Origin of the sequence: Trichocoleus sp. AS-A1 (genome assembly GCF_039962015.1) — a bacterium.
In the GTDB taxonomy this organism is placed as follows: Bacteria; Cyanobacteriota; Cyanobacteriia; order Cyanobacteriales; family FACHB-T130; genus FACHB-T130.
Map to the genome: position 1 here is coordinate 1 of NZ_JAMPKG010000036.1, position 24,961 is coordinate 24,961.

Here is a 24,961-nt window from a genome sequence, read left to right on the forward strand (position 1 = left end):
GTATTTCATTAGCTTTACTTATGAATTACCAGGGGTGAGCGTAGAAGACAGGTGAGCGAGCGCATAATTTCAGACCTCATATTACCCCAGCGACGACTTTTGCAAGAGGTCTACTACTTTGGAAAGAACATTATAAGATTTGTTTCAAATAATATAGTTAAAGGAAAACCGTTTAGAGCGAGCTTATGCAGATTGTAGATAGAGAAGAAAGTTTGAGCTACAAACATTACAGCAGCGAATGGAAATGGGGTTTTACCCCTAGCGCTGAGATTTGGAATGGTCGTTTGGCAATGGTGGGCATTGTGATTGCTGTCCTTATTGATTTAGTTAGCAATCAGGGAGTCCTGCACTTTTGGGGAATCCTATAAGCAAGGCGATCTCTTGCTAATTTCTCTTACCGTTACCCGCCTTTAAATCTGACTTTCTTTTTTTTACAAAGTTGCGTTTGAAATTTAAATAATGCAAATTTCGCAAGATAAAACAGAACAACAATACACGGAAGCTGCTATTAACATAGAACAAGGCTTCACCCCAAATTCTGAAATTTGGAATGGTCGCTTTGCCATGCTCGGTTTTGTATCCATCCTCACTATAGAGGCATTAAGTGGGCAAGGCATCGTTCATTTCTGGGGCGATATCCTCAGCAATCTTTGGTAATTGTTCTAATCAATTAAACTCATTGAAATCTAAATTTGGAGCATCATTATGACATCTGAACAACCAAAAAATCCCAATCAAACTGACGCTGTGCAACACGATAGCGAAACCCCTTTTGCAAAGAAACCTTCTGTTCTATTTATCCTTAGCACTTCAATAGGAGTTATCACCATTCTCACGGTGGTTATAAGTGTTTATCGCGGAGTTGCTGGTTTCTAGTTCTACTCAATAGAAGTTCTAAAGGCTGGCATTTTCTGAAGGAAGTGTCAGCCTTTAGATATTTCTAAAAAATTAAGTCACTCAACTTAAGGTTGCTAACGCAAGGTAGTGATATTAAATCGGGCTAAACACTTTCTCACCAAAACTCTAAAATGTAGTGCGCGATCGCTTATCGCTGAGTCACCAACATCTTCATCCCATGTTTTGGGCGGAGTGTTAACGAGGGTTGCAGCACCACCGGATACTCTGGTTGTAGCGTCAGGCGAAACTTTTGCGCGATCGCTGCCAGTAGTAAACTTGCCTCCATCATCGCAAATGCCTTGCCAATGCAGATTCGCGACCCGCCACCAAAGGGAAAATAGGCAAAGGTAGGCAACTTCTTGATGAAATTATCTGCCCAACGATCCGGGTTAAAAACTTCTGGATTTTCAAAGAAGCGAGGATCTCGGTGCATCGCCCACTGATTGATAAACACAGTTGTACCCGCTTTGACCTCATACCCCCCCAGAACGCAGTCTTCTACGGCACGTCGGCTCATTCCCCACACTGGCGGATACAGTCGCATTGATTCCAACACCACTCGCTCTGTATAAGGCAACTGACGTAAATCGGCAACCGTGGGTGCGCGATCGCCCAACACTGTCTTTAATTCTTCTTGCAATTTCGCTTCTACTTCTGGGTGTTGTGCAAGTAGAAACCATGTCCATGTCATGGCGTTAGCAGTCGTTTCATGACCCGCCAAAAAGAGAGTCATTGCCTCATCTCGCACTTGGCGATCGCTCATCCCAGTTCCATCAGATTCATCCCGCACTTGAAGCAATAAAGAGAGTAAATCGCCTGTGTCCTTACCGCTAGCTCGCCGCTCGTTAATAATGCGATAGACAATCGCATCCAATTTTTCAATTGCTCGTTGGTAGCGTAAGTTACTAGGAGTAGGCACCCAACCAGGAAGGAAATATTGATTAGCAAGATTGGAATTAAAATCCATCACTGCATTTAGCGCCGCCTGCACTCCTTCCGCTTCATCTTTAATATCAACATCAAACAGTGTTTTTGACACAATTTCTTCGGTCAGCAACATCATATCTTGATGAATATCGCGGATTTCGCCATCGCGCCATTGGTCAATTAATTGCTCAGTATAGTCAACCATTACCTTCCCATAGGCGACAATTCGTTCCTGATGAAAAGCTGGTTGAACCAGGCGGCGTTGACGCTGCCAAAAGTCCCCTTCACTGGTTAATAAGCCATTGCCTACAACGCGCAATCCGCGTCGGTATACGCTACTTTTCACAAAGTTTGGGTATTGAGTAACCAACACTTGCTCGATCAAGTCAGGATGGTTGACTAAAAAAGCTGGAAATGGCCCAAACTTCCAGCAAACAAGATCGCCATACTCTCTAGCACATTTGCTAAGGAACTTAAGCGGGTCGCGGTTTATCTCTGGAAGATTACCCACAAGGAAATGAGCTTTAGGGCCAGGTGGTAAACGTACTGCGGGCATAAACAACTCGGTTAAAAATGCTTTTGTGAATAATCAAATGGTTTTATGGCTGCTCATGCCGAAAGGTAGCTATTATCTCGGTTTTGTTGAGTTCTAGCTGTAAAAAAACACTTTCAAGCCTTACCCGACAGAACAGCGACGATTACAGCGAGCGCTACTTTTTCTTAAAGAGCGCCTATCTAAATTTTAACCAAAACAAATTTGTCCCAAGTCAAATGGCACTTGCATCGAACGCGAACATCCTGGGGACGCGCTTTGCGATCGCTTCTGCCATCCCTCGTCTGCAAAAGTGCAGGTCAGCACAAGCGTAAGCAATAGTAATTAACCAAAGCAACCTAATTAAGGTAAGACTTTGGGACGGAATAATAAATAAAATTTAGCCCTTACACCGAAAGGGCTAAAGTTAACTATCGACAGGTTTTTTTGTGGGAAAACAAACTTAAATTAATGAACATCAATAATGGGTTGAAGAAGAAGCGCGATCGCTCCAACACTGACAAAAGACAAAGTTACCCAAAAGAAAATTCGCATTCTATTTTCCTACCTTGATTTAATTTCTGATGCTTTATACAGTTCAATTTACTGGGATCGTAGTTAAGAGTTACGATTTGCCTAATCCATCTAGGGACAGAGAAACGCTTCCATAAAAAGAAAGAGTTAATAGACTAGGAGCGATCGCACCTGCCACCCATTCTGCTTGCTCTACCTATCTGCAATGGTTTTAAAGTGAAGTTTTGGCGCTGGTGCCGCGTGACCAATCAGCCTTATGCAATGCTAAGCAAATTAAGCGATCGCTGTAAGATGGGGCGAGACGCTGTGTGACGAGAAATGGCTGCCAAAGACTTATTCCATAACGCTGTAAAACAGGCACTCCTAAAGGAGCAGTGGACGATTACGGCTGATCCTCTGACAATTAAAATTGAGGGCGTGAAGTTTGAGATTGATTTGGCGGCAGAAAAGGTCTTTGCAGCTGAGAAGGCAGGGCGAAAAATCGCAGTTGAAGTTAAAAGCTTTCTGAACAACTCTGTCATTAATGACTTTCATGTAGCTTTGGGGCAATTTTTGAACTATCGGCTTGCCCTACAAATGCGTGAACCAGACAGGACGCTGTATTTAGCGATACCGTTTGATACATTTGATTCCTTCTTTCAAGAGCGGTTTGTTCAAGAAGCGGTCAAGATTTATCAACTAAAGCTCGTCGTTTACGATCCAAGCAAGGAGGTAGTTATCGAATGGAAAGATTAGAACACTACCGCGAATGCGTCCGTAAACTGTTAACTGAACAGGCGACGCTAGAAGAGCGTAATCCAGACATTGAGTGCCAGCTTGTTTTTGATGCGGAACATGACCACTATCAGTTGCTGGATGTTGGTTGGGAAGGACTGAAGCGGATCTACAACTGTTTCATCCATTTGGACATTAATGATGGCAAGATTTGGATTCAGCGCAATATGACTGAGGTGGACATTGCGCGGGAATTAGTAAAGATGGGGGTGCCGAAGGAGGATATTGTCCTGGGGTTACATCCGCCGTATAAGCGTCCGTACACAGGGTATGGGGTCGCTTAATCGCTCCTGCCACCCATCCTCTACAAAAGTGCTTGCTCTACCAATCTGGACAAAATCTGGATAGAGTCAGGCTAGCGACTGCTCTTGGTTGCAATGGTTTCAAGGTGAAATTTTGACAGCGATCGCAGCGTGACTAATCAGAGGTTGTGGTGGGCAGCGATCGCCCTGCTAGCTGCTACAACTGGCTAGAAGGTTAATTGAAGCACCAGTAACCTCCTAATAGACGCGTTTACCTTTACGGGTGAATACTACATCTTATTTAACCTCATGTACTATAAAATAGAAGTTAAGGCTAGTACACTTAATAGACTCGGTAAACCAAAATATGCCTTCTTTACAAGATTTTTCCTTAATCCACACTAATGTTCAGAAATACAAAAAAGATTTTAAATTAGAGTCTGATTCCTCAGCTTTCTCATACTTTGTTTTAAATTTGCTTCTAGGATTACAGGACGACGAAATTGAAGATGCAATAACGGATAATAATCTTTTAAGAGAAATTGGTAAAGGCAGTGGTCATGATAGAGGGATTGATGCTGTTCATATAGATTATGAAGATGTGAGTGAAAAGCCTAAAATATATCTTTTTAACTTTAAATACACAAGTCAGTTCCAAAAAACAAAAAACAACCTGCCATCAGTTGAGATAGACAAGATAACTGGCTTCATCACCGATCTATTTTTACAGGAAGAATCCATTAAGGATACAGTTAATCAAGCTTTATATAGTAGAGTAGGGGAAATATGGAAAATTCTTGATGATGTTAATCCTAGTTTTGCGGTATATATGTATGCGAACTATTATCTTGGACTTGAAAAGTTAGAAAAAGAGAGGTTTGAAAGGGCTATCGGTAGACATTCAAACTTTGAAGTAAAATACTATCTAATTGAGGATTTGATAAATCTCATACAAAGAAAGAGTAGGAGAAAAATTAACGCTAAATTGAGAGCTATTAATAAAAACATTTTTGAAAAATCTGACGGCGATGTTAGAGCTTTGATAGTTAATGTTGATGCAAGGGATATTATACGTATTGTGCTTAATGACGAGTCCGTAAGGAATGATGTAAATCTTACTAATTATTCTGATTTAAAGAAGTACAGTCTTCTTGAAGACGCTTTTGAAGATAATGTAAGAGTTTATTTGAAGCAGAGATCCAAGATAAATAGAAATATAAAGAGAACAGCTTTATCAGATGAAAATCGTAGATTCTTCTACTTTAATAACGGAATCACTATTACTTGTGATAGATTTGAGTACCCTACAACTATACGTTCGCCAATAATTGAGCTTGAAAATATTCAAATTGTGAATGGAAGTCAGACAATTCATGCCCTTCATGAAGCTTTTTTGGAAGATTCAAGTAAGTTTGAGGACATTGAAATTCTATGCCGTATATATGAAACAAAAAATACAGTATTGAGTACGAGTATTGCAGAATATACTAATAGCCAAAACCCGGTTAAAAGTCGAGACGTTCGCTCAATAGATTTTATCCAACAGAAGTTGGAACAAGAGTTTCTTGCGAAAGGTTTATACTACGAGCGCAAAAAAAATCAGTATGCAGATAAGGACAAAAATCTTAGACTTGATGCGGAAAAATCCGGTCAAGTTATAATGGCTTTTTACAAGGAAATGCCTAGAGAAGCGAAGAATCGGAAGAAGTTCATTTTCGGTGAGAGATATGATGAAATTTTCAGCGATGAAATTACTGCTGACAAAGTGCTGTTACCGTACAAATTATTTGAAAGAATAGAAGAAGAAAAGACTAATCTTAAAAAAGACTTGTCTTCGTCTGAAGATAATTTTGTTTTATATTCTTCGTACTACATCCTATACATAATCGCAAACTTAGCCCAGAAAAGTTCTATTAGTCTTGAATTTAGTAAAATTGATGAAATTTGGGAATTATATCCCCAGGTTATTGAAATTCTTAAAAAAGTTATAGAAATTGAACAAAGAAATTTGGGTCACAAAGATAAATTTTCATATGCAGCTTTCTTCAATACAGATAAGCCTAAAAAGATTTTTGAGCAACATTCCTGGTAAATAGATCCAGGGGTAGTGCGATCGCCTAGCGCCTATCGGTTAGGTTAAAGCACGAATTTTCCTCTGTCAGCTAGCATTTTTCTACTTAAACCCAATCAGCAATCAGCACTTAAGGAAGCAAGTCCAGCACAGATAAACGGCTGACTATTTGCCCTGCGATCGCAACAGGCACTTCATCAGACAGTTGATAATCTTGACGATGCTGATAGATGGATTCGGATGTCACAACAGGGTCGGTATAGACCTCAATCTGCTTTTCTGGGAGGTTGATAATCCAGTAAATCGGAATCCCAGCACGGGCATAGAGACGCTGTTTTGAGGTGCGTTCGCGAAGCGTGTCCCCAGGACATTCGCGCTCTAGGGTAGAATCGGCAACTTCAATAATCAGAGCGATGTCAGAGGCACCGGGATGACGATCGAGATAATCGCGGGTACTTCCCCGAACGACCACCACATCCGGTTCTGGCTCACTATCGGCTAGGGTGATAGGTTCTTGAGTATCGACGTACCAGCCTTCTGGAATGACCGCTTCTAAGGCATTTAGAGTAAGTTTTGTGGTCGCACGATGGGGCGGATTTTTCGGCATTTTGTAGACCAACCATCCATCCAGCAGCTCTACCGGATCGTCGTCGCTTAGGATGCCAAGACGAATCATCTGGTGATACTGCTCAACACTCAAACGCCACACGGGTTCTGTTGGTACTGCCGCAATGGTTTGGGTATTTAGTGTATCAGATGGTATGGATGTGGACACTGGGTATGTGAGTTGAGCGCATTTACTGGCAATCGTAGCACTTGTGAAATTGCCTTTGTATGCGGAGAATGGGGCTGCTTAGGCGAATGCGCGATCGCACCTATCAGAGTCAGTTATGCCATTGAATCGGATGCCAAAACTATCTGGATGCCGACAATGAATCATGTGGTTGGAAGTCAGGATCGTCAAAGTAGTATTGTCCCTTAGCTTTCGCGATCCGTTCAAACAGTTGCGGAATTCCATTGGCAATCACCTTTACGTCTTCGGTTGTGAATGCCCAAACTTCTCGCCCAAAAATTGGATCGGTTCCTTCACAAACGAGTTTGCCTACAATGACCCACCATTCCCAAAGGCGATTTCTACTGTTGAGGCGGCGTACATAACCGTAGGCAATGCAGCGATCGCCCTCAATATCCATGAAACCAGTGAACTGATCGCCCTCAATATCGATAAAAGCAGTGAACTGTTTGGAAGTACCTTTCAACTCGTGATAAGTATAGTCCTGTAATGCCCGAATGTGCCAAGGATATTTGCTTTGACCAACGATTGTGCCACCGTCGAAATGGCTGTGGAGTTGAATCAGTTCCTTTGGCATTTCAGGTTGGCCTTGAGGCTGTGACCAATCAATCGGCAATCGCACGCCAGGTTTTTGCTTTAGCGTGTTTAGGAACTTGAGAAATCGATTTTGCTCCCGTACTGCCCAGCCGATTTCCGGTTGGAGATAACCATCTTGTTGTCGAACTCCAATAAAGCCTGCAACCACTTCTAAATCACCTTCTCCTTGAGGGGTAACGAGTGCGATTGGTGCTTTAGAGAGTCCCGTGGGTAATACTGTTGGTGAGATTCCGTCCTCGACCGTGAGTTCTGCACGAGGGATATCTAAAATCGGATTCTTGTCTGTAGGAGCATGAGTGACGGAATGATTAATGTAGGGAAATAGATCGGCTAACCATCCTGTAATCACCTCTCCACCGTATATCTCCTTTGGTTTGTAAATGTGCTGCCAAAATTTCAATGGAGGTCTACCAGCAACGGTGTCAATCAAAGCATCACAAATTGGCAACAGCCGTTGTGTCCACCAACCCAGATCGTAAGCAGCGATCGCTTCAACCCGGTGTCGGATACTGCGCCAGTCGGCTTCTGTTCCGCGCACTGTAATCCCAGGAATGCCGCAAATGGCATAGAGCATATAATCAAAATACTGCTGCAACGCATCCATCATCACCACCTGACTTGCAGTTTGGATGATGGATGTAGTGGTGCTGAAGTTGCACACCATGAGTGAGTGAATATCGGGCTGAACATTGTGACGAATGCGTTCTGACCATTGTTCAATCACTTCAGCCCAGTCACTCGGTTGAGCGAGTTTTTGAGTCTCAACCTTTAACTCCAGCTTGCCTGAATGACCCACAAAACGCGATCGCAACTCTTCGGCATGATTGTTGATGTGTTGTGCAAACCCTTGGGCAATCGTCAGCCAAATTGCATCTGGAGTCAGCAACAGCGGTCGATGTTCGCTGTGGGCAATATGAACAGCAGTGACTAGAGGATGATTCCCTGATTCCTGAATGACTTCAAATGAGTTACTGTGGCTGAATGCCAATAATGGAGAACCTAATCGCTCCTCAAATTTACTCCAAGCCTCGCTCACAGGAATGATATCTCGACATACCTGGACATCATCAACAAGAAAACTAATTTCTCCGTCCGATTGATGCAAAATCGACGCTACGGTTTCCATAAAAATTTCTGGTGGTGAGTAAATAGGATGGAGGCTAAGCCTACTTACAAGGGAGTGGCATCCTTCAAGAATATATCTTCCGAATCAAGGAACTAATCGTGTCTTTCTCTATGGTGTCAAGATGGTGTCAAGGTCAGATGCGATCGCCTATCGGTTAGGTGAAAGCACGAAACTCAGCCTAATCCGATTGATGCCCTAACGGTAATGCCAACAAGTGGCGTTTGAGGTCACAGCACCTACCAAGACTGCCGGATTTAGCGTTAGATTTCGTTTTAGCTAAATCCAACTGACAAGGTGAAAGTATATCGGTTATTTAATTAGGGCTGCTCACAAACGGTTTTTCAGAATGTAAAAAATGTTTTGCACTGAGCAGTATCGTACCGATTACTGATGGATTGTACCATCAGGCATCGTGACCTCTTCTAAGCGTGCTTCGCTCAAATCGGTTTCAATTACAGCCGCATTGGTCAAATTTGTCTTCAGCAAAACTGCCCCAGCTACATTTGCTTTGAGCAGAATCGCTCCTGTTAAAATTGCGCCAAACAGAATGGTTTCGCAGAGATTTGCGTACCTTAAATTAGTTTGACTCAGGTTCGCTCCACCTAATACGGCTCGGTTTAGATTTACCTTTTTCAAATTGGCTCCCGTAAGATTGGCTCCGCTGAGATTTGCTCCCGCTAAATTCGCTCCCTCCAGGTTGGCTCCCGTTAAATCTGCATCCTTCAAGTTCGCCCTCATCAAGTGTGCTTGTTGGAGGTCTACTCCACGCAGATTTGCACCCCTGAGGTTGATCATGCCTAGATTAGCTTGGCTGAACTTCGCTCCATCTAGACAAGCAAAGGTGAGTTTTTCTCGGTATAGATTCGCTTGCCGAAAGTCTCTTTGTCCTGCTGCATACTTGCTTTTGAGTGTCTCACCATTCATATTCACTACTTCTTCCTAGGTAACACTTAACAATCTTGTTCTTTCCCTATCGAATGTTAATGTCGTGCAATAAGTTCCCTAGTTGTTTTTTGCGGGACTCCCAGAAAGCCGTTTTTCAACCACGCAAAGCAAGACAGCAAGCTCATGCTATTTTCTCTCCCTGTAGTATTTAGTAAATCTTTCATTTTACTTTTACATCTAATTTAGGGAATAAATCGTGAAGATTCTGTGTTGATGCTGAACCAAAAATTTTTAAATTGGACATTAAACTTTAAAAAGTTGTTACTTTTTAATAAAAAAACGGCTTAGTCTGCATTTATTTACAGATGAATTGTAACAAAATTTATTATATCTGTTTTTTTTTAGGGCACGGTACTGCTGGAACCCTGTGAAAATTCACCATCAGCCGCTATAAAGAGTTATGTTTATTTCTCTGAGTTTGCTTAATAAAAAACTATAAAAATCATTAGCCAAAATATAATAATTTTGGGTTTAAATTAAAGATTTACACAATTCGCTTAGGCACGGGTTTTGTGAAGATGCGTTCGTGCAGCGTGCCGGAGGCATATTGCCAATACTTCCCGCCAATACTTCCCGCCGTGCCAGCCTAAAGCCGGTTATGACAGGATTGGGACTAGCAACAGACTGCTGTTAAACGGAGATTGATACATGACAGAAAGTAGTCATCAGCCCTCGCAGGGGGGGCGTTTTGAGCCGCCGTATGACGGGCACGCCGACCACTTGGAGACACCCATTGAACCCATTGAACCCGTTGAAGTTCAGGTGGAAGACGATCGCACTGGGATGACGGTCGTGACCCTGAAACGGGCGTTTGCAGATAACCTGTATTACCTGCTGGCAAAAGATGAGTATTGGGCGACGCCCCATGATTACTACATGGCTCTCGCTTATACTGTGCGCGATCGCTTGCTGCACCGATGGATTAACACCAGCAGAACCTACATCGACAAAGATGTCAAAGCCGTATATTACCTATCGGCAGAGTTCTTGATGGGTCGTCAGTTGGACAATAACCTACTCAATTTAGGTTTGTACGAACGGGCACGCCAAGCTCTCCACGAGTCCGGACTCGACATCAACGACCTCAAAGTATTAGAATCAGAACCCGGACTCGGCAATGGGGGTTTAGGACGTCTGGCGGCTTGTTTTCTCGACTCCCTCGCCACCTTAGAAATTCCGGCAGTTGGCTACGGCATTCGCTACGAATTCGGGATCTTTGATCAATGGATTCAGGATGGCGCTCAAGTCGAACACCCCGACAAATGGCTCCGGTTTGGCAACCCTTGGGAAGTTCGCCGCTCAGAATTAACCGTTGAAGTGAAGTTCGGCGGCTATACAGAAGCTTACAGCGATGGACAAGGTCGTTATCGAGTGCGTTGGATTCCCGATCGGAAAATCTTAGGGACGCCCTACGATACACCCGTATCTGGGTACAACAACAATACAGTGAATACGCTGCGTCTCTGGCGGGCGGGGGCTTCTGAAGAGTTCGACTTCCAGGTTTTCGACAGCGGTGATTATGCCGGTGCCGTTACCAACAAGATATTTTCTGAAAATATCTCAAAAGTTCTCTATCCCAACGACAACACCTCTCAGGGTCGGCAACTGCGCCTAGAACAGCAGTATTTCTTCGTCAGTTGTTCTCTCCGAGACATTATCAATTCGCATCAGCGCATTCACCGGACTTTCGATCGGTTCTACGACAAAGTCGCTATCCAGCTCAACGACACGCACCCATCGATTGGGGTTGCCGAACTGATGCGGTTGCTGGTGGATGAGTACGAATTAGGCTGGAACCGAGCTTGGTACATCACTCGGCGCGTCTTCGCCTACACGAACCATACACTGCTCTCTGAGGCTCTAGAACGCTGGCCTGTGAGCTTGTTTGAGCATCTGTTGCCTCGGCACTTAGAGATTATCTATGAAATTAACCGTCACTTTCTCGATGAGGTACGTGCCAAGTATCCGGGAGATGAGGCGCGGATCGGGAGATTGTCAATTATTGAGGAAGGTGCCCAGAAGTACGTCCGCATGGCGCATTTAGCTTGCGTGGGCAGCCATTCCATCAATGGGGTAGCAGCACTGCATACCGATTTGCTCAAAGCGGATGTCTTGCGAGATTTCTACGAATTGTGGCCCGAAAAGTTTAATAACAAAACGAACGGGGTGACACCGCGCCGGTGGTTGTTGCTGAGCAATCCCCATCTGTCTGAGCTGATTACTGAGAAAATTGGCAATGATTGGGTAACACAACTCGATCAATTCAAGCAGCTAGAAGCGTTTGTTGATGATGCTGAGTTTTGTTCTCGCTTCTCGTCGATTAAGCGCAAAAATAAGCAATCCTTGGCAGAGTACATTCTGCTCTACAACGACATTGAAGTAAATCCAGATTCTCTGTTTGATATTCAGGTGAAGCGGATTCACGAGTACAAGCGTCAGCTGTTGAATGTGCTGTACATTATTACGCTGTACAACCGGATCAAAAAAGATCCCAATGTTGATATCTTGCCCCGGACTTTTATTTTTGCAGGCAAGTCCGCTCCTGGCTACTACATTGCCAAACTGGTCATTCAGTTGATTAATTCGGTGGCGAAAGTCGTCAATAATGACCCGGATGTGCGCGATCGCATTAAGGTCGTTTTCTTGGCAAATTTCTCGGTTTCTCTCGGTCAGCGAGTTTATCCAGCCGCCGATCTTTCCGAGCAAATCTCCACGGCGGGCAAAGAAGCTTCCGGGACGGGCAACATGAAGTTCGCCATGAATGGGGCGCTTACCATCGGAACGCTGGACGGTGCCAACATCGAGATCCGCCAAGAAGTCGGGCCTGAAAACTTTTTCTTATTTGGCTTGACAACTCAAGAAGTATATGCGCTGAAGGCAAGGGGATACAACCCGCGAGACTATTACCATAGCAACGCCGAACTGCGACAAACGATCGACGCGATCGCTTCCGGCTACTTCTCACCCGACAATCGCGACCTTTTCAAACCAATTGTGGAATCGTTGCTAGACAGGGATGAGTATATGCTCTTTGCCGACTACCAAGCGTATATTGACTGCCAGCAAGAAGTCAGCCGAGCTTATCGAGACGCAAAGCACTGGACTCGAATGTCAATTCTCAACGTTGCTCGCACGGGGAAATTTTCCTCAGACCGCACGATTAAGGAGTATTGCCAAGAAATTTGGAACGTCCAGCCAGTCAAGATCGACTTGAAAGAGTATCAACCGCATACAGCGGGTTTGCAGGTGAAGGTGCAAGCCAAGCGCCCTGTCCTTTAACGAGCAACTCGTAAGTAGGGGACAGCGCGACAAGACAGTCAATGCAGTTGCATCTTAATCGTTAAAATGACGACCCAGGCTGCTGAAGAAACTCTGCCTCCTGGGTCGTTGTCTCTCGACCGAGAATCTGATTGCGATGGGGAAATCGCCCAAAGCGTTCAATTACCTCGAAGTGTCGAACTGCGTAGGAAATGTAATCAATACAGTCAGGATCGTCGCCCAATTGCTGAAATAACTCCACTGACTGACGCTGATGTTCGAGATTTTCACTATGTTCAAAAGGTAAATAAAAAAAGCATCGCTGGACTGGCAGCAATTCTCGATCGAAGCCATTGGCAACTGCGTGCTGTGCCACAGACAGAGCAAGGCTGTCGGTTGCGAAAGCTTGGGCACTCCCGCGAAACAAATTGCGTGGAAATTGATCTAATAGCAGTATCAGTGCTAAACAGCTTTGGGGCGATTCCTTCCAGGAATTTAACTGACCCGCTGCGGCTAGTTCGTAGTCTCCTAAGAAGCGGGTTCGGATCTCCTCATCAAACTGCGGTTTTTTGGTAAACCAGACTTTACGGGGTTTCCCATAACCCGCCTCATCGGGTTTGCCAAACCAAAAATTCAAAATTTCATGGACTTGTGACATGAGTTTTGGCTCCAACGCCCTCAATTTCGCTCTCCCCAATCCTCCGATCTAATTCCCGCTTAAAAAAGGGGCTAAGGAGGGATCGGTTCCTGCACTGAGCCGGATTGTCAGCGCCCGGAAGCAGCGATTTGGTGATGCCGATGATAGCTAAAGATTGCATTTGGGCACCCTTGGAATAGAAGTGTTTAGCTGCGTCACTTTAACTTCCCGCTCACCCCCAGCCTGACTCATGAATTACACCGATAACCAAGAGTTGCTTCAACTGTTTATCCAGCAAGCGCCAGCAGCCGTTGCCATGTTCGACCGCAAGATGCGTTACCTGCTGTTCAGTCATCGATGGCTGACGGAGCAAAATCTTGGTGAGGATATTATCGGGCGCTCTTACTATGAAATTGAGCGTGGAGTAGCAGACCGTTGGCAGGCAATTCATCAGCGCTGTTTAGCGGGAAGCATCGAGAAGGTTGAAGAATCTTTACCCCGTACTGATGGAACTATGGAGTGGGTAAGGTGGGAAGTACAGCCGTGGCGCACTGGCACAGGTGAAATCGGCGGATTGATCGTGTCGAGAGATGCGATCGCTGAGCGCCATCCATCACAGGAACACCTACACCTGTTGGAGAAGGCGATCGCTGCTAGCAATAACGGCATCGTGATTAGCGACGCGAGCTTGCCAGACAATCCCTTGATTTATATCAATCCCAGTTTTCAGGAAATGACCGGGTACTCCGAGAGCGAAGTTTTAGGGCACAACTGCCGCTTCTTGCAAGGAATCGATACAGAGCAACCGGCGATCGCTCAATTGCGAACAGCGATCCGGGAGGGAAAAGAGTGCAATGTCACCTTGCGGAATTACCGCAAAGATGGGACGCTTTTCTGGAACGAACTGCGAGTTGCGCCAGTAAAGAATCCCCAAGGAAAACTCACAAACTTTGTGGGTGTCCAAACTGACATCACCGACCGAGTGGAAGCCCAAGAACATCTGATTCGGATTAGCAAAGCCGTTGAAAATGCGAGCGATGCCATCATCATTACGAACGCCAAAGGGCAGTCTCTGTATCACAATCCGGCGTTTGTGGAATTGTTTGAATACACCACAGACGAAATAAATGCGGCTGGGGGGCCAGCTATCCGCTACTGCGATCCGAATGTCGCTCGTGAAGTCATCAGCACCATCAAACAAGGCAACTCCTGCTGGAGTGGTGAAGTCGAGATGCGTACCCAGAGCGATCGCACTATATCGATTTTGCTTCGGGCTGATGCCATCGCCGATGACAATGGTAATGTAGTCGGGTTGATTGGGATTCACACCGACATTACCGCCCGCAAGCAGGCTGAAGCCGTTTTACGGCAGCTTCTGCGACGGGAGCAGCTCTTAGGAGCGATGCAAGAGCGTATCCGCCAATCCTTGAAGCTGGAGGATGTTCTCAACACTGCCGTGGAGGAAGTGCGGCAGTTTCTTCAGACAGACCGAACGATCTTGTACCGCTTTGAGCCGGATGGAAGTGGCACCGTCGTTGTAGAGTCCGTGAGTGCCCAGTGGTTGGCGGTGCTGGGAAGCAATATCAAAGATCCGTGCTTTGGCAAAACCTACGCTGCGGCTTATCAACAAGGTCGTATCCGTGTCATTGAAGATATCTACACGGCTCAGCTCAACCCCTGCCATATTGAATTGTTAGAGCAATTTCAGGTGCGAGCGAATCTAGTCGTACCGATTTTGCAAGGAGACCACTTGTGGGGGTTGCTAATTGCCCATCACTGTCGCTCGTCGCGGCAGTGGCAATATGAGGAAGTCGAACTGCTAGAGGCACTGAGCGTGCAAATCGCGATCGCCATTCAACAAGCCGCTTTGTTCGAGCAAGTAGAAGCGGAACTAGCGCGATCGCAAGCCGCTCAGACTGCATTGCGCGATAGCGAGGAACGTCTGCGGACTGTGGTGAAAAGTGCGCCCATCGTTCTATTTGCCTTAGACGATCGGGGTGTCATTACCTTTTCCGAAGGGAGCGGTCTGGATACTTTGGGACTGGAAGCGGGTAAGGTGGTTGGTCAATCCATCTTTGAGGTGTACCGCCGCTTCCCACAGATTCTCGAAGAGGTTCGGCAAGCGCTATCCGGCAAAGCCTTAACATCCCTGGTAAAAATGGGCAAATTGACCTTCGAGGTTCGCTATTCGCCCCTGCGAAACGCCAACAACGAAGTCATGGGCGCAATTGGCGTCGCCACCGACATCACCGAACGCATCCAAGTAGAGGAAACCCTCCGCCAAAGCGAAGTGTTGCGCCAAAGTGAAGCCAAAACTCGCGCCCTCCTCGACGCGATCCCAGATTCGATGTTTCGCATCCGTGAAGATGGCACCTTTCTAGACTTCAGAGCCGCTAAAAATGACGTTCGGGCGATCGCTCCCGCTCAAGTCATCGGTCAAACTGTGCAGGAGCTTTTGCCAACCGAGGTAGCGCAGCAAATGCTGCATTATGTAGCCAAAGCGCTGTCTGCTAACGAGATCCAAGTTTTTGAATATCAACTGCTCGCCCCCTTGAATCCCGCTTACCCAACCGGAGAGATAGGCTCTGTGCGCGATTATGAAGCTCGCGTTGTTGTCAACGGAGCGGATGAAGTGCTGGCAATCGTGCGCGATATTACCGAGCGCAAGGAGATGGAGCGACTGAAAAACGAATTTGTCTCCATCGTCAGCCATGAATTGAGGACGCCGCTCACTTCGGTGCGAGGCTCCTTGAGTTTAATTGCTGGAGGTGTGACGGGTGAAATTCCCAATGAGGCAAAGGCGCTCGTGAATATTGCTTATAAAAATACCGAGCGTCTGATTCTCCTGATTAACGACATTTTAGATATTGAAAAGATTGAATCCGGCAAAATGGATTTTCATCTCCAGCCGCTGGAACTGATGCCCCTCGTAGAGCAGGCGCTGGAGGCGAACCGGGGCTATGGCGAACAGTTTGGGGTGCAGTTGGTACTGGAGTCTGAGTTGTCCGGTGTTCAGGTGAATGTCGATCGCGATCGCCTGATGCAGGTACTAACGAATCTACTCTCCAACGCCGCCAAATTCTCTCCCCCCAATGGTACCGTCACCCTCTCCGTTTCCCGTCCAACTCAATCGCCAAATACCATCCGAGTTGCCGTTACCGACTGCGGTTGTGGGATTCCCGAAGACTTTCGCCCTCGGATTTTTCAGAAATTTGCTCAAGCAGATTCCTCAGATACCCGTCAAAAGGGAGGAACTGGCTTAGGTTTAAGTATCTGCAAAGCGATCGTAGAAAAACTCGGAGGACACATTAGTTTTGAAACTCAAACGAATGTCGGGACGACTTTCTACTTCGATTTACCAGAATGGCAAGAAGCACGGATCTCAAAGATTATGACTTCCCACTCGCCGGAAAGTCTCCCCATCCTTATCTGTGAAGACGATCCCGATATTGCCACGCTGCTGTCGCTGATGCTGAAACAAGAAGGTTTAAGTGCAGATATCGCTTACAATGCAGCCCAAGCCAAGCAGCTTTTGTCAGAAAATTGCTATGCAGCGATGACTGTAGATTTGGCGCTACCCGGTCAAGATGGCATCTCTTTGATCCGCGAACTGCGGGAGGATGAAAATACTCAGAGTCTCCCGATTGTGGTCGTTTCTGCCAAAGCCCAACAGGGGCGCGAACAACTCAGTGGCGGTGGATTGCCGGTGATAGACTGGCTGGATAAACCAATCGATCAGGCGCGATTGATGGCATCTGTCCGCCAAGCAGTTCGGCAGAACTCAGACAGTAAGCCTCATATTTTGTATGTTGAGGACGATCCGGATTTAACTCAGGTGGTCTCAACAATTTTGCAGAATATCGCCGAAATTGATTCAGCTAAAAATCTTCATGAGGCAAGACACAAGCTGTCTTCTAAAACTTTTGACTTAGTGATTCTTGACCTCAGTTTACCGGATGGTTCTGGTCTAGAATTGCTAGCGGATCTCAACAATCAGATTTTTTCCTCCATCCCCGCAGTCATTTTCTCCGCCAATACCGTTGGCATGGAGGCGGCACATCACGTAGCTGCGGCACTCGTCAAGTCCCGCACCTCCAATCAGCAGTTGCTAGAAACGATTAAATCCCTAATTGGACGCGGTAATTCCGCTTCTTAATTCTGTTTTTTTAAGTTTCAATAAATTAAACGTTTATTGAAACTTAAATTTGATTGAGTTTAAATAGTTGTTATTAAATTTTTAATTTATAAACTAAAAATCAAAATATTTAGTAAGATGACCGAATTAAACCATGTCATATTGTAGACTGGGGAGCCATTCCCATCCTGCTTGGTTCTCCGCGTTGAGAGGCGTGGAGCTTGAGGTAAGGAACTCAACATGGCAAGGGTAAAATGGAGAGTAAAAAGTGCTTTTCCGATATTACTAATAATTTAGTCTGACTACTTTCTGGAGATAGGGAATGAGTTCGTTATTCGTAGAGATAAGAACAATAAACCCTAAACTATCGCAATCTCAAATGAATTGTAGAATCTTCTCTTTTTTTATAGATATGCTTTTTCTTCCGACTCAGTTTAAATTAATGAGTAATCAATCAAAAGCAATATGACAACTCCATCTTTAACTCGTATCTTGTTGGTGGAAGATGATCCGGACATTCAGACCGTTGCCTGCTTGGGTTTGAAAGTAGTCGGCGGTTTCACGGTAGAAGTCTGTAGTTCTGGGAGCGAAGCGATTCAGAAAGCGCCGATATTTGCCCCAGATTTGATTTTGCTGGATGTGATGATGCCTGGGATGGATGGGATGACCACCCTAAAGGCACTGCGGGAACTCCCGCAAACTTTAAGCACTCCGGTAATTTTCTTGACAGCCAAAGTGCAAACCCATGAAGTAGCTTATTATAAGCAACTTGGTGTATTGGATGTGATTGCGAAGCCGTTCGATCCCATGACCCTTTCTGCAACTCTCAATCGTATGTGGTTTCAGTACCATGATTGATGCGCTTCAAGATCCGCAAGAACAACTCAATGCCTTACGCCTTGCCTATAGGCAACAACTGCCGAGTCGAATTGAGCAGATTGAAACAATTTGGAATCAGCTGCTGGGAAGCCTTGAGGAAAGAGGGACCGTAGCTGGGGAGTCAGGATGTAGGGGCGGGGAAACCCTGCCTGGAGCAGGAGAGAATCAAGAACATCAACCCCTCAGCACCTCAAAGGTTCAGCCCCTTTCGTCTTCTCAAAATCCGCCTCAGTCCCTGCTAGAAGCCGCTGCCTCACCTTTGGAAACGCTACACCACCTGATGCACCGTTTGGCGGGTTCTAGTGCCACGTTTGGGTTGCTGGGGTTAGGGAATGCGGCACGAACCTTGGAACTGATATTCAAAGCGATTTTGGATAGTGGAAAGTTGCCAACCGCAGAAGAGCAAGCACAAATCTGCGTGCTGGTAGGAGGATTGAAACAGGCGATCGCAGTGGAGGACACTTGTGTACTGGATCTAAACCTCCCCCCGTTGCAGTCTCAAGAGCCTTGGACAGAGAATCGGCTGATTTTTTTGGTGGAAGACGATCCGCATCTATCGCAGGATTTGGCGTTGCAAATCAGTTGTTTTGGTTATCAGGTTCGCACTTTTGACAAAATTGCTGAACTGGAGGAGGCGATCGCGCAAACACCACCCGCCGCTGCAATTGTGGATGTTGTTTTCCCCCAAGACAGTCTCGCTGGCCCCAAAACAATTACTGCCATCCAGCAGCACCGCGAGCAACCGCTGCCAGTTTTGTTTATTTCTGCCAGAAACGATCTCATGGCTCGTTTACAGGCGGTGAGAGCGGGTGGAAAGGCGTATTTTCCCAAGCCAATTAACATTGGAGAATTGATTGACGCGCTGGATTTGCTGACAGTGCCGCAAGCACCAGAGCCGTATCGCATTTTAATTGTTGACGATGATGCGCCTTTGGCATCTTTCTATGGTTGGACTTTGGAACAGGCGGGAATGACCGCTGTGGTGGTGACAGATCCGTTGCAGGTGATGCCGCCGTTAATTGAGTTCAGACCGGATCTAATTTTGATGGATATGTATATGCCGGGATGCGATGGAGTGGAACTGGCAGCGGTGATCCGTCAGCAACCAGCTTATGTGGGCATTCCGATTGTGTTTCTGTCGATGGAGACGGATCTGAATAAGCAGCTAGCGGCGATTCAGCTAGGCGGGGATGATTTTTTAACCAAGCCGATTCAGCCAAATCATCTGATTGCGTCGGTGATGCCGCGAGTGCAGCGATCGCGTCTTTTACGTTCGGTGATGGTGCGCGATAGTCTGACTGGGCTGCTCAATCATACGACGATTAAAGAGCAACTCAGTATTGAGGTGCAACGAGGTCGGCGGGAAAAGACGAACCTTGCCTTTGCCATGATTGATATTGATGATTTTAAGTCAGTCAACGATACTTATGGTCATCTCACAGGCGATCGCGTACTGAAAAGTTTATCCCGTCTGTTGCAGCAGCGTTTGCGAAAAACTGATATCACGGGTCGTTATGGCGGGGAAGAGTTTGCGGCTATCCTCCCGAATACAGATGGTGCAACAGCCGTGCAAGTTCTCAACCGAATCCGCGAAGGTTTTGCACAAGTTCGGCAGCAGTCTGACGGCGCTGAGTTTTCGGTTACTTTTAGCTGTGGCATCGCTGTCTTTCCCAACGTAGATGAAGCGACCCAACTCAATGAAGCCGCAGATAAAGCTCTCTATGAAGCCAAACGACGCGGACGCAATCAGGTGGTTCTGTCTACGTGAACAAATTTCTGCGATCAAGAGATTACAACTGCTTTTAACGAACATTAAAGATTTAAAGCGATCGCAAATAGCCAATCCAATAATATTGGCAAGGCTCACCCTACACTGTTATCAGAGCTTTTCCATACAATCTATTAAGTGAGAACAGATGGCTGACATTGTTGATATTGCCGTTGGTGCGGGTTCTTTCAAAACTTTAGTAACTGCTGTCCAAGCGGCAGGGTTGGTGGACACGCTGAAAAGTCCTGGCCCTTTTACTGTCTTTGCGCCGAATGATGATGCCTTTGCCAAACTTCCACCCGGAACGATTCAAACCTTGGTGCAAAATATTCCCCAGCTTGCCAGAATTCTCACCTATCATGTCGTTCCTGGCAAGTTAATGAAAGCCGATTTAGAGAAAGTAAGTTCTGTCACCTCAGTGGAAGGTTCACCCATCAGAATTGATTGTTCTGATGGTTTTGAGGTGAAAAATGCTACAGTTCTCGCACCAGATATCGAAGCGGATAATGGCGTGATTCACGTTATCGACACGGTAATTTTAATGGGTTAAATAAAAAAAAGGGAGCGCTCGCTCCCTTTTTAAAAACCCTATTTGAGGTGTGTTGGAGGAATCAGAGTGCGAGCGCTCCTTTTAAAAGCCCCCCTTTTTTCTAGCGAAGCGGCGCGTTAGCGCGGGGTTTGGGGGGATCTCCTATCGATAATCCGACTGCTGAATATCCCGCAAACGAGCTTCAGGACGCTTAAAGCGATCCATCTGAGCTTCAAAAAACTCCCGATTTGCTTGTAAATGCTTCGGATTGGAGTCATCTAAAGGATACAGAAGTGCCGTCCGCAATGCTTGGATAACAGCAGAAGTAACGCAGTACATCGAGCGTTGGAAAGTAATCCCTAATTGGATTAACATATCATCTTCACCGCGGCAGTGTTGGCGATAGTAATCCACGAGATAGGGTGGGAGGAAATGCAGCATATCCTGCATTAACAATGTCGGCGGAATGCCAGCAGTTCCCACCGGAAATACATCAGCATAGAGAATTCCATAGTGGAAATCTTTCTGATTTTCCGGAACTTGCTTTGCCTGAGCATTGTAAGATTTTGTACCCCGGAAGGGAGCCGTGCGGTAGAATACAGCTTCCACATACGGTAATGCTGCTTCGTACAGCCATGTGAAACCGCAAGATTTGGGGATAATTTCATACTTTTCACCCCGAATGTAAACGTGATGATAAATTGGACGACCCGCGATCGCAAAAATTCCATTTACCAGAAAATTCATCGCTTCCGGCACACTGGTAATTTTCCCCTCATCGTAGAGGTCGGACATCTCAAAGAAAACTGGAGCCATCACTTCCCAGAACAAGCCTAAATTACTGTAGTAAGACAGTTGGCGCACCTGTTCTAAGAACATATCAGGGAACAGTTTATACAATCCCAGCATCGCCGGATTGCCTTGGAAGTAAGCCTTAATTGCTCTATCTGCATTCGCTTTATATTCATCGGTATCCAGATAGGCATCGAATTTACCCCAGCCCATATCTCTGCCGTGCCAAAGCATTGCTTGCATACAAGCTTCGGCAAATTCCATATTAATTCGGTCATGCCCTAAGTGATGGAATAACTTGGGCATTTTAGAAGTTTCGCCCTTCTCGATAAACTCTAGAAGTTCGGGATGAGCGGTAGCTTCTCCGCGCCAGATCCGCAAATCTGCATCGTCTCCAGCGTAATGATTATGTAACTCTAAATACTCTTTGGGCAAGAAGTATTTAAAGAAGGGAAAGGGATTTAAAAAGACATGCTCGGCAATATAAAGCAGGTCGCGCCAGTAGAAATCCATCGGTACTGCATACGCTTTATAAATACCGATAATTTGCATGAGATTTTCCGGCGTATCTGGCAGCATGGCACCACCAGCTTCTAAGCGGTGAATAATTTCGGCAAATTCATGGTTAGAAGGAGGTAATTTTGTTGAAGGCTTAGATGGAGTTTGTACCATTTTTAGTCCCTTTAGATGAATTATTGAATGTTTTTTGATGAGTCGTTATTTAATTGTGCGGGCAGTGTTTTTGACGTTTTTGACCTTTCCCCCAACCCCTTCCCTGGCTTTTAAGGGATCTGGGGGCTTAGGTTTCTCATTTTCCGCCTGAGCTTAGATTTAGCTCTATAGGGGTTGCTGGGTTTCGTTCCTCAACCCAGCCTACGAAATTTTAGCTGAGGTTTTTCGTTTCCAGGCTGAGCAAAGGAACGAGAGGAATGAAAGTAATTTTCTACTCCTGAACTGAAGCTTGGTAGTTGATAGCAACTTGCTGAGTAGTAGTCGTGGGCATGGTAGCAACCATTGCAGCGGTTGTCGGTTCGCTCCAACGCACCAGCCAATTGGGGAAGATTCCTAAGAAGAAGATTAAGGCTGCTAAAACTAAAGCTGGGGTGCGCTCAACCCATTCAACTTTGGGATAGTAGGCTGCGGCATTGTTCAGTTTGCCAAAACAGGTGCGGTTAATGAGAATCACAAAATAAACTGCCGTTAAACCGCTACAAATTACACAAATTAGGGTTGGAATTGGAAATACGATGAAACTACCTTGCAGCACTAAAAATTCAGCGATAAAGCCTACCATACCGGGGATACCAGCACTCGCCATTCCGCCTAGAACTAGCAAAGCAGTGGTAAGCGGTAAGCCGCGTTGGGGACTCAACAAACCATTCAAGACATCTAAATCGCGGGTGCCAACTTTGCTTTCGATAACACCCACCAAATGGAAAAGGATGGCTAAGATGATGCCGTGACTAACCATTTGCATGACGGCACCGAGTAAACTAAGCGGTGTAGCGGCGGCGGCGGCTAACAGAACATAGCCCATGTGACCAATAGAGCTATAAGCGACCATGCGCTTGATATCTTTTTGAGCGATCGCACTCAGCGCCCCGTAAGCGGCACTAAACGCTCCGATAATCGCTAACCCTGGTGCCACAATTGTCCAGGTTTCGGGAAACATTCCTAGACCAAACCGTACTAAACCATAGGTTCCTAACTTTGCCAGGATGCCACCTAAAAGAATGGCTACGGGTGGTGAAGCCTCGACATAAGCATCTGGCAACCAAGTATGCAACGGAACTAGGGGAATTTTGATTCCGAAACCCACTACCAGCATTGTTAGCAGGATTAGCTGCGCTTGTAACGGTAAACCTTGAGCAATGTTGGCATTGTAATCAAAATTAGGAGCGTTACCCAGCCAAGTTATACCCAAAAATGCCGCCAGAATTAAAATTCCAGAAAGCGCTGTATAAATGAGAAACTTCATCGCTGCGTAGCCACGCTTTTCAGTTCCGCCCCAGATGGCAATTAACAAGTACAGCGGAATCAGTTCTAGTTCGTAGAACAACACAAACAGCATCAAATTCTGCGACAGGAAGGCACCCGCAATTCCAGCATTGACCAGCAGCACTAAAGAATAGTAAAGCTGAGGACGAGTAATCTGCTTTGAGGTGCTGTAAATAACAATCCATGTCAGCAGGCTATTCAAAGCCAACAGCGGTAAAGACAAACCATCAACACCAAGGCTGTAATTCAATCCCAATTTTTCAATCCAGGGCATAAATTCAGAGAATTGCATCCCGGCATTGTTCAGGTCGAATTGGGTTAAAAGAAATCCTGTCTCTAATAAAATTCCACTGATAATCGCTAATGCAAGTAAACGGAGCTGACTAGCAGATAAGTTAGGTAAGAATCCGACGAGAGCGGCACCTAAAAAGGGTAGCCAAATAAAAGTGCTGAGCATGGTTTGTTATTTGCTGATTCCTGATTGCTGATTTCTGTTGACCGGCTGAATGAGAATCATAGAAACGGCGGTTTGGCTATATAGCAATCCCAATTTATGTAGGAGATATTCTTCTCTCTTTTTTCCCTCCGTTAACGCGCGATCGCGCTTCGTTAATCGAAGACATCTCACCACTTAAATAGGATTGCTATAGCTCTACCTAACTCAGTAAGGTGACTTTGCCAGTGTCCAAATCGTAATAACCACCTACAACTTTCAGTTTATTTTCCTGAATTAACTGAGAAATGACAGGAGAGGTTTTCAATTTTTCTACTTGAACCAAAACATTCGCTTTGCTAGCATTCTCTAGCCGATCGCCGGGTTTGCCTTTTGAATTTTCTACACCAGGTTTTATTGCCTCAATTAAGCTACCAATTTGACCGGGTACTTGGGCACCTTTAATGGTGGCATCTACCGCCCCACATCTTTTGTGCCCCATGACCATGATTACCTTGGTTCCTAATATTAAACCCCCAAATTCTAGGCTCCCGGTTTCCTCCGGAGTTGCGATATTTCCTGCCACGCGGCATACAAACAAATCTCCAAATCCCCGGTCAAAGATAATCTCAGAAGGAACCCGCGAATCCGCGCAACTGAGAATCGCCGCAAATGGCTTCTGAGTTTTCGCAACGGCGGTCAAACGTTGAAAATCTCGGTTGATATTTTTAGTTTTTCTGGTAATAAACCGTTGATTCCCCTCCATTAAACTTTGCAGCGCTTGATCGGGGGTCATGTCATTCTCTGCAACGGCTTGGTCGGGGAAAACCAACTTGGTTCCGAGTCCGGCAGTTACGACCCCTGCTCCTACTGCGCCTGCGCTAAATTTCAGCAAATTCCGTCTGGAGAATTGTCCTTTCTGCTTTTTTGAATTCATTGGTTCGTAGCTTCCTTCCTAAGGGTTAAAGACTTGCTCTCTTTGTATTTTGTCATTAGTTATGTATCCTTTGCAATTTAAAAAGGACTAATGACAAAAAGTTCTAAACCAACCGGGTTTTCAGTTAGTTTCGTAGGGCAGCGATCGCCCACTCTCG

At 45.7% G+C, this 24,961-nt stretch carries 19 protein-coding genes; 11 read left to right on the forward strand and 8 right to left on the reverse strand.

Annotated features, from left to right (window positions below):
* Window positions 1-185: 185 nt before the first annotated feature.
* From NC994_RS22145 to NC994_RS22155, 3 genes are all read left to right on the forward strand, one after another.
* Window positions 186-368 (forward strand): chlorophyll a/b-binding protein, encoded by a 183-nt coding sequence (locus tag NC994_RS22145; protein WP_190441347.1) that lies wholly within the window; start codon window positions 186-188, stop codon window positions 366-368.
* Window positions 369-459: 91 nt separating this feature from the next.
* Window positions 460-657, forward strand: a complete 198-nt coding sequence (locus tag NC994_RS22150) for a chlorophyll a/b-binding protein (protein WP_190411556.1) — start codon at window positions 460-462, stop codon at window positions 655-657.
* A gap of 48 nt (window positions 658-705) precedes the next feature.
* A complete protein-coding gene (locus tag NC994_RS22155) occupies window positions 706-876 on the forward strand; it encodes a hypothetical protein (protein ID WP_190411555.1) in 171 nt (56 codons plus the stop codon).
* Window positions 877-1,045: 169 nt separating this feature from the next.
* On the opposite strand, the gene NC994_RS22160 is transcribed toward NC994_RS22155, so the two are convergent.
* Window positions 1,046-2,380, reverse strand: a complete 1,335-nt coding sequence (locus tag NC994_RS22160; protein ID WP_190441349.1) for a cytochrome P450 — start codon at window positions 2,378-2,380, stop codon at window positions 1,046-1,048.
* A gap of 828 nt (window positions 2,381-3,208) precedes the next feature.
* Here NC994_RS22160 and NC994_RS22165 point away from each other — a divergent pair.
* The 3 genes from NC994_RS22165 to NC994_RS22175 all read left to right on the forward strand — a co-directional run bounded on the left by NC994_RS22165 (window position 3,209) and on the right by NC994_RS22175 (window position 5,998).
* Window positions 3,209-3,625 carry a XisH family protein gene (locus NC994_RS22165; protein WP_190441352.1) on the forward strand — a complete coding sequence of 139 codons (417 nt, stop codon included), beginning with the start codon at window positions 3,209-3,211 and terminating at the stop codon, window positions 3,623-3,625.
* Window positions 3,613-3,948, forward strand: a complete 336-nt coding sequence (locus NC994_RS22170) for a XisI protein (RefSeq protein ID WP_190441355.1) — start codon at window positions 3,613-3,615, stop codon at window positions 3,946-3,948. Before NC994_RS22165 ends, NC994_RS22170 begins: the two co-directional genes overlap by 13 nt.
* A gap of 325 nt (window positions 3,949-4,273) precedes the next feature.
* The gene (locus tag NC994_RS22175) at window positions 4,274-5,998 is read left to right on the forward strand and encodes an AIPR family protein (protein ID WP_190441358.1); all 1,725 of its coding nucleotides are present in this window, start codon (window positions 4,274-4,276) and stop codon (window positions 5,996-5,998) included.
* A gap of 109 nt (window positions 5,999-6,107) precedes the next feature.
* On the opposite strand, the gene NC994_RS22180 is transcribed toward NC994_RS22175, so the two are convergent.
* The 3 genes from NC994_RS22180 to NC994_RS22190 form a co-directional block, all read right to left on the reverse strand.
* Window positions 6,108-6,752, reverse strand: coding sequence for a Uma2 family endonuclease (locus NC994_RS22180; protein WP_347276959.1), 645 nt, complete (start codon window positions 6,750-6,752; stop codon window positions 6,108-6,110).
* Between the two features lie 139 nt (window positions 6,753-6,891).
* Entirely contained in the window at window positions 6,892-8,493 is a 1,602-nt protein-coding gene (locus tag NC994_RS22185; protein WP_190441362.1) for a DUF4419 domain-containing protein, read from the reverse strand.
* Window positions 8,494-8,877: 384 nt separating this feature from the next.
* On the reverse strand, window positions 8,878-9,417 hold the full coding sequence (locus tag NC994_RS22190; RefSeq protein WP_190441366.1) for a pentapeptide repeat-containing protein: 540 nt from the start codon (window positions 9,415-9,417) through the stop codon (window positions 8,878-8,880).
* An 804-nt stretch (window positions 9,418-10,221) separates the two neighbouring features.
* Between NC994_RS22190 and NC994_RS22195 the strand changes: the two genes are divergently transcribed.
* Window positions 10,222-12,717: a glycogen/starch/alpha-glucan phosphorylase gene (locus NC994_RS22195; protein WP_242032616.1), complete on the forward strand. Its 2,496-nt coding sequence runs from the start codon at window positions 10,222-10,224 to the stop codon at window positions 12,715-12,717.
* A gap of 61 nt (window positions 12,718-12,778) precedes the next feature.
* Here the strand turns inward: NC994_RS22195 and NC994_RS22200 are convergent, their stop codons facing one another.
* Complete coding sequence (locus tag NC994_RS22200; RefSeq protein WP_190441374.1) at window positions 12,779-13,354, reverse strand: DUF924 family protein; 576 nt, start codon at window positions 13,352-13,354, stop codon at window positions 12,779-12,781.
* Between the two features lie 229 nt (window positions 13,355-13,583).
* Between NC994_RS22200 and NC994_RS22205 the strand changes: the two genes are divergently transcribed.
* From NC994_RS22205 to NC994_RS22220, 4 genes are all read left to right on the forward strand, one after another.
* Complete coding sequence (locus NC994_RS22205) at window positions 13,584-17,489, forward strand: PAS domain S-box protein (RefSeq protein ID WP_190441377.1); 3,906 nt, start codon at window positions 13,584-13,586, stop codon at window positions 17,487-17,489.
* Between the two features lie 444 nt (window positions 17,490-17,933).
* Window positions 17,934-18,326, forward strand: a complete 393-nt coding sequence (locus tag NC994_RS22210) for a response regulator (RefSeq protein ID WP_190427114.1) — start codon at window positions 17,934-17,936, stop codon at window positions 18,324-18,326.
* On the forward strand, window positions 18,319-20,115 hold the full coding sequence (locus tag NC994_RS22215; RefSeq protein ID WP_190441388.1) for a diguanylate cyclase: 1,797 nt from the start codon (window positions 18,319-18,321) through the stop codon (window positions 20,113-20,115). The genes NC994_RS22210 and NC994_RS22215 overlap by 8 nt, the downstream gene beginning before the upstream one ends.
* A gap of 148 nt (window positions 20,116-20,263) precedes the next feature.
* The gene (locus tag NC994_RS22220; RefSeq protein ID WP_190411546.1) at window positions 20,264-20,665 is read left to right on the forward strand and encodes a fasciclin domain-containing protein; all 402 of its coding nucleotides are present in this window, start codon (window positions 20,264-20,266) and stop codon (window positions 20,663-20,665) included.
* A gap of 141 nt (window positions 20,666-20,806) precedes the next feature.
* On the opposite strand, the gene NC994_RS22225 is transcribed toward NC994_RS22220, so the two are convergent.
* The 3 genes from NC994_RS22225 to NC994_RS22235 all read right to left on the reverse strand — a co-directional run bounded on the left by NC994_RS22225 (window position 20,807) and on the right by NC994_RS22235 (window position 24,804).
* Window positions 20,807-22,108, reverse strand: a complete 1,302-nt coding sequence (locus tag NC994_RS22225) for a CO2 hydration protein (RefSeq protein ID WP_190441391.1) — start codon at window positions 22,106-22,108, stop codon at window positions 20,807-20,809.
* Between the two features lie 271 nt (window positions 22,109-22,379).
* On the reverse strand, window positions 22,380-23,891 hold the full coding sequence (locus tag NC994_RS22230) for an NADH-quinone oxidoreductase subunit M (RefSeq protein WP_190441394.1): 1,512 nt from the start codon (window positions 23,889-23,891) through the stop codon (window positions 22,380-22,382).
* A gap of 199 nt (window positions 23,892-24,090) precedes the next feature.
* On the reverse strand, window positions 24,091-24,804 hold the full coding sequence (locus tag NC994_RS22235; protein ID WP_190426520.1) for a carbonic anhydrase: 714 nt from the start codon (window positions 24,802-24,804) through the stop codon (window positions 24,091-24,093).
* Window positions 24,805-24,961 lie beyond the last annotated feature (157 nt).

Coding starts and splice junctions, on each gene's coding strand:
- NC994_RS22145 (WP_190441347.1), top strand. CDS start 186: ATGCAGATTGTAGATAGAGAAGAAAGTTTGAGCTACAAACATTACAGC.
- NC994_RS22225 (WP_190441391.1), bottom strand. CDS start 22,108: ATGGTACAAACTCCATCTAAGCCTTCAACAAAATTACCTCCTTCTAAC.
- NC994_RS22150 (WP_190411556.1), top strand. CDS start 460: ATGCAAATTTCGCAAGATAAAACAGAACAACAATACACGGAAGCTGCT.
- NC994_RS22165 (WP_190441352.1), top strand. CDS start 3,209: ATGGCTGCCAAAGACTTATTCCATAACGCTGTAAAACAGGCACTCCTA.
- NC994_RS22175 (WP_190441358.1), top strand. CDS start 4,274: ATGCCTTCTTTACAAGATTTTTCCTTAATCCACACTAATGTTCAGAAA.
- NC994_RS22185 (WP_190441362.1), bottom strand. CDS start 8,493: ATGGAAACCGTAGCGTCGATTTTGCATCAATCGGACGGAGAAATTAGT.
- NC994_RS22170 (WP_190441355.1), top strand. CDS start 3,613: ATGGAAAGATTAGAACACTACCGCGAATGCGTCCGTAAACTGTTAACT.
- NC994_RS22155 (WP_190411555.1), top strand. CDS start 706: ATGACATCTGAACAACCAAAAAATCCCAATCAAACTGACGCTGTGCAA.
- NC994_RS22220 (WP_190411546.1), top strand. CDS start 20,264: ATGGCTGACATTGTTGATATTGCCGTTGGTGCGGGTTCTTTCAAAACT.
- NC994_RS22235 (WP_190426520.1), bottom strand. CDS start 24,804: ATGAATTCAAAAAAGCAGAAAGGACAATTCTCCAGACGGAATTTGCTG.
- NC994_RS22195 (WP_242032616.1), top strand. CDS start 10,222: ATGACGGTCGTGACCCTGAAACGGGCGTTTGCAGATAACCTGTATTAC.
- NC994_RS22160 (WP_190441349.1), bottom strand. CDS start 2,380: ATGCCCGCAGTACGTTTACCACCTGGCCCTAAAGCTCATTTCCTTGTG.
- NC994_RS22210 (WP_190427114.1), top strand. CDS start 17,934: ATGACAACTCCATCTTTAACTCGTATCTTGTTGGTGGAAGATGATCCG.
- NC994_RS22215 (WP_190441388.1), top strand. CDS start 18,319: ATGATTGATGCGCTTCAAGATCCGCAAGAACAACTCAATGCCTTACGC.
- NC994_RS22200 (WP_190441374.1), bottom strand. CDS start 13,354: ATGTCACAAGTCCATGAAATTTTGAATTTTTGGTTTGGCAAACCCGAT.
- NC994_RS22205 (WP_190441377.1), top strand. CDS start 13,584: ATGAATTACACCGATAACCAAGAGTTGCTTCAACTGTTTATCCAGCAA.
- NC994_RS22230 (WP_190441394.1), bottom strand. CDS start 23,891: ATGCTCAGCACTTTTATTTGGCTACCCTTTTTAGGTGCCGCTCTCGTC.
- NC994_RS22190 (WP_190441366.1), bottom strand. CDS start 9,417: ATGAATGGTGAGACACTCAAAAGCAAGTATGCAGCAGGACAAAGAGAC.